At 45.9% G+C, this 16,110-nt stretch carries 12 protein-coding genes; 11 read left to right on the forward strand and 1 reads right to left on the reverse strand.

The features are described from left to right. Nucleotides 1–70: 70 nt before the first annotated feature. From IFO66_RS00880 to IFO66_RS00915, 8 genes are all read left to right on the forward strand, one after another. The gene (locus IFO66_RS00880) at nucleotides 71–496 is read left to right on the forward strand and encodes a CBS domain-containing protein (protein WP_192023335.1); all 426 of its coding nucleotides are present in this window, start codon (nucleotides 71–73) and stop codon (nucleotides 494–496) included. A 124-nt stretch (nucleotides 497–620) separates the two neighbouring features. Continuing rightward, on the forward strand, nucleotides 621–2,330 hold the full coding sequence (locus IFO66_RS00885; protein ID WP_192023336.1) for a DNA repair helicase XPB: 1,710 nt from the start codon (nucleotides 621–623) through the stop codon (nucleotides 2,328–2,330). After that, the gene (locus IFO66_RS24170) at nucleotides 2,299–4,338 is read left to right on the forward strand and encodes a helicase-associated domain-containing protein (RefSeq protein WP_192023337.1); all 2,040 of its coding nucleotides are present in this window, start codon (nucleotides 2,299–2,301) and stop codon (nucleotides 4,336–4,338) included. Before IFO66_RS00885 ends, IFO66_RS24170 begins: the two co-directional genes overlap by 32 nt. 44 nt (nucleotides 4,339–4,382) lie before the next feature. After that, nucleotides 4,383–4,859: a YlbF/YmcA family competence regulator gene (locus IFO66_RS00895; protein ID WP_192023338.1), complete on the forward strand. Its 477-nt coding sequence runs from the start codon at nucleotides 4,383–4,385 to the stop codon at nucleotides 4,857–4,859. A gap of 36 nt (nucleotides 4,860–4,895) precedes the next feature. After that, nucleotides 4,896–5,159: a YlbG family protein gene (locus IFO66_RS00900; protein ID WP_144991283.1), complete on the forward strand. Its 264-nt coding sequence runs from the start codon at nucleotides 4,896–4,898 to the stop codon at nucleotides 5,157–5,159. Nucleotides 5,160–5,421: 262 nt separating this feature from the next. After that, nucleotides 5,422–5,859, forward strand: coding sequence for a hypothetical protein (locus IFO66_RS00905; protein ID WP_028595745.1), 438 nt, complete (start codon nucleotides 5,422–5,424; stop codon nucleotides 5,857–5,859). Nucleotides 5,860–6,076: 217 nt separating this feature from the next. Further along, the gene (locus IFO66_RS00910; protein ID WP_192023339.1) at nucleotides 6,077–7,003 is read left to right on the forward strand and encodes a LysR family transcriptional regulator; all 927 of its coding nucleotides are present in this window, start codon (nucleotides 6,077–6,079) and stop codon (nucleotides 7,001–7,003) included. Between the two features lie 28 nt (nucleotides 7,004–7,031). Further along, a complete protein-coding gene (locus IFO66_RS00915; RefSeq protein WP_225445403.1) occupies nucleotides 7,032–7,925 on the forward strand; it encodes a PHP domain-containing protein in 894 nt (297 codons plus the stop codon). Nucleotides 7,926–8,252: 327 nt separating this feature from the next. Here the strand turns inward: IFO66_RS00915 and IFO66_RS00920 are convergent, their stop codons facing one another. Then, nucleotides 8,253–10,028: an Rqc2 family fibronectin-binding protein gene (locus IFO66_RS00920; RefSeq protein WP_192023341.1), complete on the reverse strand. Its 1,776-nt coding sequence runs from the start codon at nucleotides 10,026–10,028 to the stop codon at nucleotides 8,253–8,255. 192 nt (nucleotides 10,029–10,220) lie between these two features. Between IFO66_RS00920 and IFO66_RS00925 the strand changes: the two genes are divergently transcribed. From IFO66_RS00925 to IFO66_RS00935, 3 genes are all read left to right on the forward strand, one after another. Further along, a complete protein-coding gene (locus IFO66_RS00925; RefSeq protein ID WP_192023342.1) occupies nucleotides 10,221–13,019 on the forward strand; it encodes a calcium-translocating P-type ATPase, SERCA-type in 2,799 nt (932 codons plus the stop codon). A gap of 88 nt (nucleotides 13,020–13,107) precedes the next feature. Then, a complete protein-coding gene (gene dapF / locus IFO66_RS00930) occupies nucleotides 13,108–13,944 on the forward strand; it encodes a diaminopimelate epimerase (protein ID WP_192023343.1) in 837 nt (278 codons plus the stop codon). A gap of 250 nt (nucleotides 13,945–14,194) precedes the next feature. Then, a complete protein-coding gene (locus IFO66_RS00935) occupies nucleotides 14,195–16,099 on the forward strand; it encodes a bifunctional homocysteine S-methyltransferase/methylenetetrahydrofolate reductase (protein ID WP_192023344.1) in 1,905 nt (634 codons plus the stop codon). Nucleotides 16,100–16,110: the final 11 nt, after the last annotated feature.

The raw sequence follows: 16,110 nt of genomic DNA on the forward strand, positions 1-16,110 counted from the left end.
GAGGGCATAGCTTTGAGGGGATGATAACCATTGTTGGTACAATGTAAAGTATCCTCAGGAGGAATGGGCTATGACCATCGTTCGTGAAGTAATGACTACGTCTTGTGCTTCGCTCACGCTGCTGGATAATGTGTATGAAGCTGCTGTGATGATGAAGGAACATAATATTGGCTTTGTTCCTGTAGTAGATCAAGGGCTTGTTGTCGGCGTTGTAACGGATAGAGATATTGTCATTCGCGGTGTAGCGGGAAAAAGGCCTAATTCGGCTCGGATTCGAGATGTGATGACAGAAGCAATTATAGCTGTAGGACCGGATACATCTATTGAGGCTGCTGCTGCGTTAATGTCCGATAAACAAATACGTCGCTTGCTCGTTACGAATAATGGCAGACTAGAAGGGATTGTGGCACTAGGCGACCTAGCTGTTCGTACGCCACTTGTTAATGAGGCGGGGCATGCGTTAAGTGAAATTTCGGAGTCGTCGTATACGCATTAATGATTAGGAATTCGGTTAATACGATCATCTTTTTCCTGAGTGTATGCGCTTCTTCGGGTGAGCAAGCGGCCCGAAGTGCTGCGTAGGGGAAGATGATTTTTTTATATGCATTAGGAGGCACGGCATGAGCAAGAGTGCGTTTGAGTTGGCTGTTCAGCCAGATATGAATATTTTAGTCCATGATGGGAGCAAACGCTATGATGAGATACGAGAACAATTGCAGCGGTTTTCATCATTAGTCAAGCATCCGCAAGGTATACATACATTCAAGATGACACCATTGTCGTTGTGGAATGCTGCTGCTTCTGGAAGAAGTGCAGTAGATGTGACTCAGGTGCTGGATAAGTACGCAACTTGGGCCGTACCGATGAAGGTAAAACAAGAAATCGCGATGTGGATGGATCGTTACGGTTTGTTTGTTCTGGAAGGGGACGATGAAGGAGACGTGCTCATGCTTAAGTGTACGGAAGAAGCGCGTCTTCTAGCTTTCATGAATGACTCAGAGATCGGTACGATGTTCATTGGTAGACCTGCAGCCGGTAGTGTTCAGGTTGCAGCAAAGCATCGTGGTAAAATAAAACGTGAGCTTGCCCGTGTTGGGTATCCGGTTATTGATCGCGTTGGTTACAACGATGGAGAGCCGCTGCAAGTAGAATTGGCAGATAAGCTAGGTGAATATCCGTTTTCACTCCGCCCGTATCAGGAGTCAGCGGTGGAGGCTTATATTGGGAGCGCCACACAATTAGCAGGTGATGGGGTTATCGTATTGCCATGCGGGGCAGGCAAAACGGTCGTAGGCATTGGTGCGATAGCTGAGTTAGGGAGCGAGACATTAATTGTAACGTCGAATGCAACCTCTGTGAAACAATGGAAAAACGAGATTCTAAACAAAACAACGCTTTCGTCGGAACAAATAGGAGAATATACATCCCAACATAAGCAAGTACGGCCGATTACCATTACAACCTATCAAATGATGACTTATCGCAGAGATGAGGCTGAAGAATGGGTTCATATGGGCTTATTCCATCAACGGAACTGGGGATTAATTATTTATGATGAAGTACACCTGCTTCCTGCCCCCGTATTTCGAACTACTGCAGATTTGCAAGCCACTCGCCGACTTGGTCTCACAGCTACTCTTATTCGTGAAGATGGCTGTGAGCGTGATGTATTTTCACTAATCGGTCCCAAACGGTTCGAGCTACCTTGGAGAGAGTTGGAGCGGCAGGGCTGGATTGCTTCGGTCGCTTGTCATGAGATACGGGTGCCAATGGATGAAGCATGTTGGGATAAATATCGTTCGGCCGCTTCACGAGAAAAGGCGCGCATAGCAGCTGAGAGTCCGACGAAAATGGCAGTTGTGGAACGTATCGTGGAGCAGCATGCTGAAGCACCAACACTTATAATCGGTCAATTTTTGGATCAACTGCATCAACTTGCACGGCAGCTTGGAGCTCCTCTTTTAACGGGAGAAACGAAACAAGAAGAAAGAGAGCGTCTCTATAAGGCATTTCGCAACGGAGAAGCGCGTGTATTAGTTGTATCGAAGGTAGCAAATTTTGCAGTCGATTTGCCAGATGCTACGGTTGCGATTCAAGTGTCAGGGACATACGGTTCTCGACAAGAAGAGGCACAGCGTTTAGGGAGATTACTTCGTCCTAAAGAGGATGGTAGAGCTGCCTATTTCTTTACGGTTGTATCATCAGGTACGAGAGAAGTAGAGGACGCGATGAAGCGTCAGCTATTTCTTGTTGAACAGGGTTATCAATATGCGGTAAGTGAAGAAGGGGGTAGAAGTAGTGCGCACATCGGAGTTAGCGGCGCGAGCTGAATCGCAAGCTCAAATCGTTGACGTAGAAAAAGTGGGGACAACCGCACAAAATGATCCGCTTCGTGTCGGATTTGCTCCTTATACGAACTGGCAAAAGTTCTCCGCTGCACCCGAGCTAGTGCTGCACACGCTTCAACAACTGCCACCTTCTTTGCAGCAGCTCTATGTACATGTGTTAAAGCAAACAGGGCCGCTTCCATTTCACGAAGAAATGATAGAGTCATGGCAACATGCGAATGCTGCGGCAGCTGAGGTGATGGCAGCCCTCCCTGTATGGTACGAGGAAGGTTTATTGGCCGTATTCCGCAAAGCTTGGGGAGAACGTTTATATGTGGTACCAATTGATGTATATGTAATGATGCTTCAACATGGCTTGGCATCGCTTTCTATTGATTCGGCTGATGAGCTGCCTATTGATACTTTTGCCCATTCAGAATCTGGACAGGGTGTCATCAATGACTTATTCCGTCTACTCGTATTTACGGCTAATGAAGGACTGCCAGTCACGGCGAAGGGGACGCTGCACAAACGAACGATACAACGGCTGGAATCCCAGTTGCAAATGTCTACAGAAGCATTGAGTGCATGCAAGGTCAGCTATGCATTTGCGGAAGCTGTATCTCCTAAGCTAGCCGTCAGTCTTGATTTAGCGATGCGTCTAGGGTTAATCCGCAAAGATACTCAGTCCTTCTCTATTGAGACAAAACCATTGTATGAGTGGCTGCAACAGCCACATTCGAAGTGGAACGAAGCGATATGGCTGCTTGTCGGCCAGCACTATACAGCAGCAAATGTTCATACGAAGCATCTATTCTACGCTATAAGCGCCGCTGCTCGACCAGGAGAGTGGGTACAAGCAGAGTCAACTGTGAAGCAGATGCAAGAAAGTGGTTGGCTTGGGTTTGATGCAGAGCAGTCACTAATTGAAACGACGAAAGCCTGGTTGCACGCGCTCAACACGTTTGGTTGGTGTGAGCTCCGAACAGTGTCAGATGGCTCTCTTTGGTACAAGTGGCTGTTGAGTGGTGAGCATGATGCAGATGAGCAGATGGAAGATGGGCACGGATTTTTCGTGCAGCCTGATTTTGAAATTATCGTTCCTCCCGATTGCTCTATGTTGATTCGATGGAAGTTGGAGCAAATCGCAGAGCATCTGTCTTCCAGTGGAATGCATATGTACCGATTAACAAGAGATTCATTTCAGACAGCGATTGATGCTGGTCATACACGTAAACAACAACAGGAGTTTTTGGAGCGACATGCTCTAACAGGCATTCCTGAAAATATTATCGATGCATGGGAACGATGGAATGAACAATATGGTCGAGCGTGGTTCAGTGAGGTAGTATTGCTTCGCTGTGAAGATGAATCAGCAGCGCATCTTATCCAGCAAGAATGTGAACAAGGTAAACTTATCGGGAAGCTTAGTAAAATTGGGCCTACTGCATTTGTGGCTGCTCGTGATCAAGTGGAGCAGATAAGAATGGTTATGGAGCAAATCGGTTTGCCGCTGCTTAAGAACTGGAGAAATGATAATTATGATGAACCTGCTTCTACAGAGCAGCGCGGGGCGGAAGATGAGCTGCTTAAACTTAGTACAACAGCAAGTATTCGATCTGCGAAGCACTTCCAGAATAGTTCGACAATGAATGGAATAGTTTACAGTCCCAGTTCATTGCAGTATTATGAAATGGATATGGCTTATCGTCGAGATGAGTCATGGCTGTCGTCTTACATTGGGCTTCCTCTCATGTGGACGAAAGAAGTACGCACTTACCATGCCTCTACAATGATGGAAATCGTGGAGACTGCGATCCGTTTGAAGCTAGCCTTGCAAATTAAAGAGAATGGCCAACTCCTTCGAGTCGTTCCGATTCGGTTGAATGGACAGGGTAATATGGATTCTGCTCTTGAAGTGTACATGAATGAAGATTCCAGAGCAGTGCGTAAGACGCTGATGCCGAATCAATGGGAAGGTGTTCGTCTCCTCGTACCAGAGTGGTTGTAAGGAAGACACAGCATCAAGTATAACAAGAATTGAGCGTGATAGTCATGCCACATATACATGTGTCACAATCGGAGTATCCCGAACAGAGTGGTCAACCAGATACGGCCATTTTGTTAACGGAAGCTTATGAACTGGGGGATATGATTAAGCATTCTGCTGAGTTAACGAGTTATTTAACTTGGAAGCAGCGGATGGAACAACATGAAGAAGTTAAGCAATTGCAGCGTGAATTTCTTCGAAAGAAAGATTTGTTTGAGGAAACAGAGCGTTTCGGTCATTTCCACCCTGATTACCATGCTGCAAGAGATGCGGTATTTGCCATTGAACGAAGGCTTGATGAGATAGAGGAAGTTCAACAGTTCAAGCGTGCGGAAGAGCAGCTTGATGAAATGTTATATGAACTGTCTAAAGTTATTGCTCATTCTGTCTCTGAATCGATCAAGGTGCCAAGCAACGCACTGCAGCCAACGGGCGGTTGTTCTACTGGTGGATGTAGTGGCGGGTGCTCAAGCTGTGGCTAGTAACAGCTGAAGTTACGATGGAAAGCGGGGGAAAATATGTTTCCACAACGTACAGGCTATATTATATGGGTGAGCGATGTAAAAGCAGCTCGTAATCTGGAGAAATACGGTTCTCTTCACTATATTTCGCGTAAAATGCACTATGCAGTACTGTATGTTAACGCAGATCGTGCGGAGGATACAGTCAAAAATTTGAAGCGCTTGAACTATGTGAAGAAGATTGAGCGTTCTTATCGCAATGAAATTAAGACAGAGTACAGCAATGAGTTCGAAGAAAAAACTCGTTTTTACGGAATGTAATTCATGTAAAGTATAACCACCACAATTCAACTGAGATTACATTGTTTTCTATATCTAACGTTAATTTAATGGAAATCGTTTTCGCTACGTGCGAAAGCGGTTTCCATTTTTACATGTGTCTTAATTTGATCATTTAAGTTAAAGATTTTCTAAAAACACCCATAAATGAGCGTTTTGAACTTGTGATCGACTTATACTTCCTGTAATATAACGGGTAAATATACATAGACATAAAGACCTATGTGGTGGAGAGTGGTATCCGGTGAAAGACAAAGTAATGGAACGCTGGAGTACGTATGAACCGTTCTATGTCTTGCTCGGCGATAAGAAGATTTCAGACATCATTATAACGAATCACGCACGTAGTCGATGGAATGACCGTATTGCGTCAGAGACGCAGGATATGGAAGCTATTGCTTCGTATATGTGGGACTGTTTGAAGACGAACCGGATTACCTCCTATTACCGCCAAGAAGAGGATGTGTACCTGATCGATGATGATATCGTGATGGTTGCGGAACTAGTAGAGTCTGAACGTGATCTGGATTTGTCGGGAACGCCAATGACGAAGATGGTAGTTGTAACTTATTTGGGACGTATGTCACAAACTATTGAGCTTCGTGATTTGAAGTCATATTATTCTTGGTTACGTCATTCAAGACGTATGACATTAGTGAAGAACAGTCGCAAGCATCGGTGAGAAAGAAATGAAAGCTACACCTTTCAGGTTTTCTCAGATAAATTCTTCGACTGTATAAGCGTGTAATAGCTATACGGATCTCTTATCGGTAGAGCAACGACTCTCATGATTGTTGAAGTCGCATTCTTTGGAATGCGGCTTTTTGGTATTGGTCGACTGTTTCGATGGGACAGTGTGATATAATGGAAACCAATGTGATTAGAAGGTGGCGGATTCGATGGCAGTTAGTTTCCATCAGTTGCATATTTTTTATACCGTAGCTGCGAAGAGCAGTTTCTCGGCAGCTGCTCAAGCGCTTCATATGACTCAGCCCGCCGTAACGATGCAAATTCAAAGCTTAGAGGACTATTTTGGAACGAAGCTCTTTCATCGTTCTACCAAGAAGCTACAGCTGTCTGACGCTGGAAGAACGTTGATTCCTTATGCGAAACAGGCGGTTGACCTTGTACAAGAAACAGAAGAAGCGATGTCACTCTTTACGAAACAGCTTCATGGTAAATTGCAGCTAGGAGCGAGTTTGACGATAGGAGAGTACGTTATCCCTCCCTTGCTTGGGACCTTTATATCTTCCCACCCTGAAATGACTATTAGTATGGGGGTAATGAATACAACACAAATTGTAGAAGGTATTCGACAGCATCAGTTGCATCTTGGCTTGGTTGAAGCGCCAGTGAATGACCCGGATATGATAACAGAAGAGGTTATGGAGGACGAATTGTTTCTTGTCGTTCCCAAGGGCCATCCTTTTATAGGGCGGGATTCTGTTGCTTTGGAAGAGGCATTAGCTTGTGCTTTCATTTTGCGAGAGAAGGGTTCGGGTACGAGACAGGTGATGGAAAATGCGCTTCGAGATTATGCGCATAACTTCTCGGCGCTTCGGATCGTAATGGAGCTGGGTAGTACAGGTGCTGTCAAATCAGCGGTAGAAAACGGGCTTGGTGTCACGATTATGTCCAAGTCTGCTGTGCGGCACGAGTGTTCTCTAGGCCTAGTAGCGGCAATTCCAATCGAAGGCATATCGTTTAAACGTAAGTTCTATGCCGTTCAACTGAAAGATAGCATGCTTGCTTGGCCAGCAATGGCTTTCCTAACGTATTTACGTCAACAGAGTATCGTTCCTGAAGCGTTGGCACCAACCGATTGACGAATAAGAAAAGATGGAAGTGATAGCAATGACTGAACAACAGTTTGAAGCAATTGGTGTTCCGCAGCGAGATGGTGGGGCTGATCTTCATACGCATACGACGGCTTCTGATGGTGTATGTCGCCCATTGGAAAATATAAGACTAGCAAAGGAAGCGGGTCTTGAAGCGATTGCGATTACCGATCATGATACGACAGCAGGTCTTACCGAGGCAGCTGTAGAGGCGGGGCTTGTTGGCATTCACCTTATTCCAGGTGTTGAAATAAGTACGGTGGAGCAAGGCATTGATATTCATGTCTTAGGCTATTATGTGAACCTAGAAGATACGTCTTTTAGTGGTCGTTTACTCGAATTACGCCAAATACGTGATGTACGCAATGAAATGATGGTTGCTCGATTAACGGAACTTGGTATTCCGTTAACGATGGAGGAAGTAATAGCTGAGCTGCCTAATCCACTGCAAGAAGGGGAAACGGTTGGCCGTCCACATATGGCAGATGCTCTAGTACGTCGTGGGGTTGTAGCGAATATGAAAGAGGCTTTTGACCGATATTTGGGGAAAGACGGATTGGCATACGTCAACCCTCCGCGCATCACTCCGCTTACAGCAGCAACTTGGATACGTGAAGCGGGTGGGGCTGTTGTATTGGCACACCCTGGTTTATATGGCGATGATGTATTGGTCGAACGTATTGTGCGAGAGATTCAACCAGATGGAATTGAAGTATGGCACTCGGATCATACGGATGCGGATGTAAGTCGCTATATCGAAATGGCGGATGTGTGTGGGTTGTTGAAAACAGCAGGGTCTGATTTCCATGGTGCGCGGCAAGGGAAAGTATTCCACGGAGCACTTGGTAGTCGACGAATAGATATGGGGACTGTGGAATCATTGCGAGAGATTGCTGACAGTCGTAAGTGAGACACGGTCACCTGATTTAACAGAATTAGATGGTGTTTTCAACGTTGACAATAAAAAGCTTACGTGAAACGGTATCGCTTGCTCGGAACTTCTACATAGGTAAGCGAGCGCAGTGGATGAAGCGTGTTGAAATAAATGAAATGATAAATTAAAAGGTGCCCAAGCAAGATATTAAACTGTCCACAATTGGGGTTACAGTTCATTTTCTTGCAGGGCACCTTTTGCAGTTTGGCTATTTTTTAGATTTCGCAGCCTCTCAGATTTTTGGAATATAAAACACCTTAGCCTGTGCTGGTCTGGTGCTAGCTAGAGTGTGCTGTGCCAGTGCTAGCTGTTGCTTTGTTTCACATGCAACGGGAGCTTGGCAATACGATCTGCATCAGGCGTTATGAATAATGTCTTCTGTCGTTCATAAATGACGAAACCTGGTTTCGAGCCGTTCGGTTTGCGAACATGGCGAATCAGCGTATAGTCTACTGGCACAAGACTAGAATGCTTCGCTTGGCTGAAATAAGCAGCTAGCTGAGCAGCTTCTTCTAGCGTGACATCGCTAAATTGCTCGCTGCGAATGACGACATGAGATCCGGGAATATCCTTCGTATGCAGCCAAGTATCGTTTGGATGAGCTAAGCGATTGGTGACATATTCATTTTGGATATTGTTTTTACCGACATGAATGGCAATACCTTCAGAAGACGTATACGTATACACCGTAGGGCGATTGTCTTTACGCTTGCGCTTTGTACGCTTGGAGCGATCTCGCAGCAAGCCCTGCTCAACCAATTCTTCCCGAATTTCTTGTGCATCTTGAATATTCGCATCTTGCAGCTGCTGCAAGAGATTATCATAGTAACGATTCTCTTCTTTAGCCTCGCTAATTTGCTGTTCCACCACGAGGATGCTGTTCTTCATCTTGTTATAGCGTTTGAAATACCGCTGTGCATTATCCGAAGGGGACAGCAGCGGATCTAGTGAAATGGTAATCATCCCACAGTTTTCATCGTAATAATTCATTAGTTCTATTTCACTGTCACCGCGCTTCAGTTGATGCAGGGAGGCGAACAATAATTCACCCATAATGCGATAGCGATCAGCGGCGTTTGCGTCTTCTAGTGTTTCTTGCAGCTTTGCTATTTTCTTCTCGTTTTTATTTCTTTCTTGCTGTAAGAAACGGGCTAGGTCACCTACACGCTGTTTGACCATGTCGCGTACAGCTTTGTCGCCATAGAACGCCTCCATGCAAGTGCTCATTTCAGCATATAGCTTTGCCTCACCTTGTAGATGTGTAAGCGGGAGTGCTGAGAAGAACATCCGTCCGTCTTCGGCCTCAATCAATTGCGGCGTATACTGATGATCCAGCAGTTGCTGAACGATACTCTCCAATGCTGTCCAAGCCTGCTCGGTGTCACTATTCTCCGTCAATAGAGTCAAGTTAGAGCGATATGCCCATTCCTCGGCAATACGCGGGCTGATGCCGGACATATGTTGTACAAGCCACGAGGATGCCCTTGTTGGCTCTTGTCCATCAGCAGCCTCAGTCACTGCCTGATCCCATAATGCTAGAAACGCCGACTTGTCTATTTCTAATGGATTATGCTTGTGCTGCTCTGGCGGAGCCGTGTACTGGAAGCCAGGCATAACGATCCGGTAGCTGTTGATGGCAGGGGTAAGATGATGAATACCATCAATGATCTGGTTAGAAGCAGGATCGATCAAAATAATATTGCTGTGACGTCCCATAAGCTCGATAATGATGACCTTGACAGATTCATCTCCAAGTTCATCTCGCTGTCGAACGACGATATGAACGATCCGTTCCATTCCTACTTGTTCTATCCGCTCAATAAAGCCGCCTTCACAATGTTTGCGCATAAGCATGCAGAACATAGGTGGTTCTGCTGGATTACTATGTGTCTGCTCTGTATAGTGAATGCGCGGATATGTTGGATTCGCAGATAAGAGCAGTTTTTTGTTCTGGCCTCTTACACGAAGGTGAAAAATGATTTCGTGCTCTGTTGGCTGGTGTATTTTATTAATCCGAGCGCTCGTTGCTTGTGTTAATTCATGGACAAGGGCGCGTGTTACGATTCCGTCTAATGCCATAATGGGTTCTCCTATCTCGTTACGATGCTTCCTCTATGATGCCATATTTTCCACCAAAACTTAAGAGGCATTTCAGTGGGTGGGATATTTTAGGGTTGTACCGAATACATTGGTGTCATGATGACTCGCTCGTCCGATCACAGTTGTTGAGTCGGGGAAGCGACAGCCTAACGGGTGAAAGGAGATCAGGGCATGGATCATAATAAGTGGCACCAGATGTCGGTCAATGAGCTGCTAGCTGAGCTGGACGTCCACGCTGAAAGCGGATTGCCGGAGGAGAATGTTACCTTACGACGAGAGCAAGTAGGCCACAATGAATTATCAGAAGGTAAGTCGGTGTCGCCTATTGCTTTATTTTTGAATCAATTTAAAGACTTTATGGTGCTTGTACTTGCTGGCGCTACATTAGTATCAGGCTTGCTCGGAGAATATTTGGATGCAGTCACGATTATTGCCATTATTTTAATTAACGGAATATTGGGCTTCGTTCAAGAGTTTCGTGCAGAGCGTTCACTGCGAGTGCTTAAACAATTGTCTGCGCCTTCTGCCAAAGTCATTCGGAACGGAAAGTTCGCGCAAATCTCAGCCAAAGAACTTGTGCCTGGAGATATCGTGCTGCTCGAAAGTGGGGATCGAATTCCGGCAGATGTTCGTTGGTTGGAAACCAATAGTTGTTACACAGAAGAGTCGGCCCTAACTGGGGAGTCTATGCCTGTTAACAAACATTGCGGGGCAATTGCCGGTGATGATTTGCCGCTTGGTGATCGCCGTAATATTGGATTTATGGGTACGATGGTGACCAGAGGTACGGGGAAGGCTTTAGTTGTTCGGACAGGCATGAACACGGAAATGGGTAAGATCGCTCATTTGATCCAAAGCACTGAGGAAATGGAGACACCATTGCAGCATCGCTTGGAACAGCTCGGGAAAATATTGATTGGCGTAGCTCTTGCATTGACTGTGATGGTCGTCGTTGCAGGTATTTTGCATGGACAGCCTGCACTAGGCATGTTCTTGGCAGGGGTTAGCTTAGCGGTGGCTGCTATACCCGAAGGGCTCCCAGCCATTGTGACGATTGCGCTTGCCCTCGGTGTGCAGCGCATGATTAAGCGCAAGGCAATTGTGCGCAAGCTTCCATCGGTTGAGACACTTGGTTGTGCGTCGGTTATTTGTTCAGATAAGACAGGTACGTTGACGCAGAACAAAATGACCGTGACGAAGCTATGGATCGGCGGCTCACATATGGATGTAAGCGGTGAAGGCTATGAGCCGGTTGGACAGGTAACAGCTGCCGGTAAGCCTGTTGAATTGAAGCAGGAGCAGGGGCTGCGCCGTTTTATGCAAATTAGTGCGTTGTGCAACAATGCAATTCTGGAGGAGCAGCAAGATACTGGCTCTGCAAAAGGCATGCGGGGTTCCAAACGGGGCGTGGTCGCAGATCCTTCTAACACGTGGGCGATTAAAGGGGATCCTACAGAAGGTGCTTTGCTCGTGCTTGCGGCTAAACTGGGAATGACATCAACGAACTTGAAAGGAATGTACAATCGAACACAAGAAATTCCGTTTGACTCTGATCGCAAGCGAATGTCGGTCATTGTTGATCATCAGGGTGGCAGGCTTCTCTACACAAAAGGGGCGCCAGATGTGCTGATGGAACGCTGCTCCTACGTGCTGTGGGAGGGGAAAGTAGTGCCATTTACCCCAACTTTGAAGCAGCGTGCTATTGCAGCTAATGAAGAAATGGCCAAACAAGCCCTGCGTGTGCTTGGCGTTGCTTATCGTGAGTTGAAGCCATATGAAGATTTACAAGATGAACGGATTGAGAGTCAGCTTATTTTTGTTGGGTTGGGTGGTCTCATAGATCCACCACGTAGAGAAGTACGCGAAGCCATACACAAATGCCGACGTGCTGGTATCAAGACCGTCATGATTACAGGTGACCATCAGCTTACTGCAGAAGCGATTGCGGGTCAGCTTGGCATCGTGCCGCGGGGGGGAATGTCTGTCAGCGGTGTACAGCTGTCGCAATGGACGGACGAAGAGTTGGATAAAGTAGTAGATCAAATCTACGTATACGCTCGTGTTTCACCTGAACATAAACTAAGAATCGTCAAGTCCCTCCAACGTAAAGGTCATGTAGTGGCGATGACAGGCGATGGGGTTAATGACGCACCTGCGATTAAGGCGGCGGATATTGGTATTGCGATGGGGATTACAGGAACCGACGTTACCAAGGAAGCGTCATCACTTATTTTGAGCGATGATAACTTTGCAACGATTGTGGCGGCGATAGAAGAAGGTCGTGGCATTTATGAAAATATCCGTAAATTTATACGTTATTTACTGGCCTCCAACGTAGGCGAAATTCTCGTCATGTTCTTCGCCATGATGGCGGGACTTCCGCTGCCACTCGTTCCGATACAGATTTTATGGGTCAACTTAGTGACAGATGGCCTACCTGCAATGGCCCTAGGTGTCGATCAATCGGAGAAAGATCTCATGGAGCAGCGGCCTCGTGCTGCGAAAGAAAATATATTTGGCAGAAGATTAGGTTGGAAAATTGTAAGCCGCGGCTTCCTCATTGGAATATGTACATTGGCGGCATTCTGGCTAACGCTGAAGGCTGATAACAGCAGCCAACAGTTAGTACATGCCCAATCGGTTGCTTTTGCAACACTCGTTATGGCACAGCTTATTCATGTGTTTGACTGCCGCAGCTCACGTTCTATTTTCCATCGTAATCTATTTCAAAATAAATACCTTGTGCTAGCGGTACTTTCTTCCGTCGTATTGCTGCTCGCTGTGCTGTATGTCGAGGCCTTGCAGCCTATTTTCAAAACAGTGCCGTTGTCGCTGCGTGACTGGGCGATTACATTGGTAATGGCAGGAATTCCAACGTTTTTACTTGGTTTTGGGTCGATTATTTCAGGGAAAAAGTCTTCTTTCAAGCGGAATCGGGCGCAGCATCGGTCCATAAAAAAGGTAGCATAGTGCAAACATTTTTTCAGTTGGTGAATATACTTTCCCTTCCTTTTGCGTTATTCTAGTAGCAAGTTTTGATTTAGAGGAGTGGAAGTAGATGCAATTTACAAAAATGAACGGACTGGGAAATGACTTTGTTATCGTATTTGGTGAACAGCAATTGCCTGCCAACGCAGCTGAATTAGCTATTGCAACGTGTAATCGTTATTTCGGGGTTGGTGCAGATGGCTTAGTATATATCTTACCGTCCACACAGGCGGACTTTATGATGCGTATTATAAATTCAGATGGTTCTGAGGCAGAGCAATGCGGTAATGCAATTCGTTGTGTAGCGAAATATGTATCAGACCGTGGCTATGTTTCAGGTGATGAGCTAACGATCGAAACGCTGGGAGCTGGTGTGCAGCGTGTTCAGCTGAACAAAGTGGACGGCGTTGTGACTACGGTCCGCGTGGATATGGGCAAGCCTATTCTACAAGGGTTGCAAGTGCCTACGACGATCGATCAAGAAACAATTGTCAATCATCCTATTGAAGTAGAAGGTACGACATTCCATTTTACGGCGGTATCGATGGGCAATCCGCACTGTGTCATTTACGTTGATGATGCAAAGGTATTCGATTTCAACACTTGGGGACCGAAGTTAGAAGTTCATCCGCTATTCCCTCGTAAAACGAATGTAGAGTTTGTATCTATTCGTTCTCGTGACTATACCGATATGCGTGTTTGGGAGCGTGGTGCAGGGCCGACACTTGCTTGTGGTACAGGCGCTTGTGCAACACTTGTTGCAAGTGTGCTCAATGGGAAAACGGATCGTGCGGCAACGGTTTCACTCGCTGGTGGAGATTTATTTATTGAATGGAATGAAGAAGATGGACATGTATACATGACAGGACCATCCGAAATGGTATATGATGGTACTTGGTTGAAGTAATGGACCACCTCTATTAATGACATTGTGTAATATAGAAGCAAACGATAGAGAAGATTCCTCAGTGGGGATCTTCTCACTCTTATGATCACAGAACAGTATCTAGGTAAGTCACTTGTAGTTCATGACGCTCCAGCGGAGCGTCTTTTGTTCATCTGGCAAGCTTTTAGGCTGTTATCTTACTTCGTGCGCATATCGAGAGAGTGTAATACGAAAAAGTGCGGCCGCATCATGGGAGATGGGGTGTAGAGGAATGAATACTAGTCGGTATGAGAAGTTCAGACAGGCCATTCAGAACCAATTGATAGTCGGAGATGGAGCGATGGGTACGTATCTGTATCAATTGGGCTATCCAGTAGGTAAGTCATATGAAGCAATGAACATTAGTGACCCAGATATCATCCTGGGCATTCACCGTGAATATGTAGAGGCCGGGGCTACTTTGCTTGAAACCAATACGTTTACGGCGAATCGTGAGAAACTTGCTAAACATGGTATGGAGCATCTCGTGAAGGAAATGAATCGCGAAGGTGTGCGCTTGGCTCGTGAGGCTGCGCAAGGCAAAGCTTTCGTGGCAGGTGCATTAGGCTCTATTCGTGCTGGTAAGCGTGAAAATATTTCTACGGAGCAAGTCGTTCGGGATTATGAAGAACAATTGTCTGCCCTTATTGAAGCAGGCGTTGACGCCATCATGTTCGAGACGTTCTATGATCTGGAGGAAATGCGTCTTGCTTTTAAGATTGCACGTCAAATTGATAATGATGTACCGATCATTTGTCAATTTGCAGTAGAAGATTCGGAGCGTACGAAAGATGGTTTCGTACTGCCAGAAGCATTTCGTATTTTACGTGAAGACGGAGCAGATGTCGTAGGATTCAACTGCCGTATGGGTCCTAACGGTGTGCTTAGGGCAATAGAGTCCGTAGAAGGTATGGTAGGACTGCCTTTGTCCGCATTCCCAAATGCAGGTTTGCCTGATTATGTGGATGGACGTTATAACTTTGTCGCTACGGCAGATTACATGGCGCAAAGTGCAGTAGAGTTTGCTAATAAAGGTGCGCGCCTCATAGGTGGATGCTGTGGTACGACACCAGAACATATTAGTGCGATCGTAAGTGCGCTTCAGACGGTTGAGCAGCTTCCATCCTTAGCTATTAAGGAGCATGCGGCTAAGCTTACTATTTCAATAGGAACAGAAGAGCCTGTTGGTGCTTCTTCATCTTCCGATAAGGACTGGAACAAGCAGCCTACTATTGTAGATCTAGCAAAAGAAAGGCATACGGTTATCGTAGAGCTTGATCCGCCACGTGATTTGGATATTGCAAAGTTCATGCGCGGTGCAGCGGAGTTGAAGCGAGTAGGTGCAGATGCTGTCACGTTAGCTGATAACTCGCTAGCGGTTACTCGAATGAGCAATATGGCTCTTGGTTATTTAATTAAAGAGCAAGTAGGAGTAAGGCCGCTCGTTCATATTGCATGTCGTGATCGCAACTTAATTGGAACGCAGTCTCACATGATGGGATTGGATGCATTAGAAATGGATCATGTGCTTGCCGTAACGGGTGATCCTGCTCGTTTTGGTGATTTGCCAGATTCCAGCTCGGTCTACGACTTAACTTCCTTCGAAATTATTCGTATGATTAAACAATTGAATGATGGTGTTGCATTTTCAGGACGTCCATTGAAGCAAAAAGCGAATTTTGTTGTGGGCGCAGCCTTTAATCCGAATGTAAAGCATTTGGAAAAGGCGGTTGAGCGGTTGTATCGTAAAGTTGAAGCGGGTGCAGATTATATAATGACGCAGCCCATTTATGATCCGTTGTTAATAGAACGAATGGCGGAGTTAACGAAGTCGATTTCGATTCCTATTTTCGTGGGCGTTATGCCGCTAGCAAGTGGACGCAACGCGGAATATTTGCATAATGAAGTACCGGGCATATTATTGTCTGATGAGGTTCGTTCCCGCATGTCGGGCTTAGAAGGAGAAGTTGGGCGAGCGGTAGGTGTCGATATTGCGCGAGATTTGCTTGATGTAGCTATGAAGCATTTCAATGGTATTTATTTGATCACTCCATTCATGTTCTATGAGATGACGGCAGAGCTTACATCTTACGTTTGGGAAAAAGCGGAACGCCCTGCTAACCTCTTGTCTCGTTAGACGTAATCAAT

It is taken from the genome of Paenibacillus arenosi, assembly GCF_014841135.1.
Taxonomy (GTDB): domain Bacteria; phylum Bacillota; class Bacilli; order Paenibacillales; family Paenibacillaceae; genus Paenibacillus_B; species Paenibacillus_B arenosi.

Bases quoted from the DNA above. Each gene is read 5' to 3' on its own strand.
- IFO66_RS00910 (WP_192023339.1), top strand. From the start codon at position 6,077: ATGGCAGTTAGTTTCCATCAGTTGCATATTTTTTATACCGTAGCTGCG.
- IFO66_RS00925 (WP_192023342.1), top strand. From the start codon at position 10,221: ATGGATCATAATAAGTGGCACCAGATGTCGGTCAATGAGCTGCTAGCT.
- dapF (WP_192023343.1), top strand. From the start codon at position 13,108: ATGCAATTTACAAAAATGAACGGACTGGGAAATGACTTTGTTATCGTA.
- IFO66_RS00880 (WP_192023335.1), top strand. From the start codon at position 71: ATGACCATCGTTCGTGAAGTAATGACTACGTCTTGTGCTTCGCTCACG.
- IFO66_RS00900 (WP_144991283.1), top strand. From the start codon at position 4,896: ATGTTTCCACAACGTACAGGCTATATTATATGGGTGAGCGATGTAAAA.
- IFO66_RS00920 (WP_192023341.1), bottom strand. From the start codon at position 10,028: ATGGCATTAGACGGAATCGTAACACGCGCCCTTGTCCATGAATTAACA.
- IFO66_RS00885 (WP_192023336.1), top strand. From the start codon at position 621: ATGAGCAAGAGTGCGTTTGAGTTGGCTGTTCAGCCAGATATGAATATT.
- IFO66_RS00935 (WP_192023344.1), top strand. From the start codon at position 14,195: ATGAATACTAGTCGGTATGAGAAGTTCAGACAGGCCATTCAGAACCAA.
- IFO66_RS00915 (WP_225445403.1), top strand. From the start codon at position 7,032: ATGACTGAACAACAGTTTGAAGCAATTGGTGTTCCGCAGCGAGATGGT.
- IFO66_RS00895 (WP_192023338.1), top strand. From the start codon at position 4,383: ATGCCACATATACATGTGTCACAATCGGAGTATCCCGAACAGAGTGGT.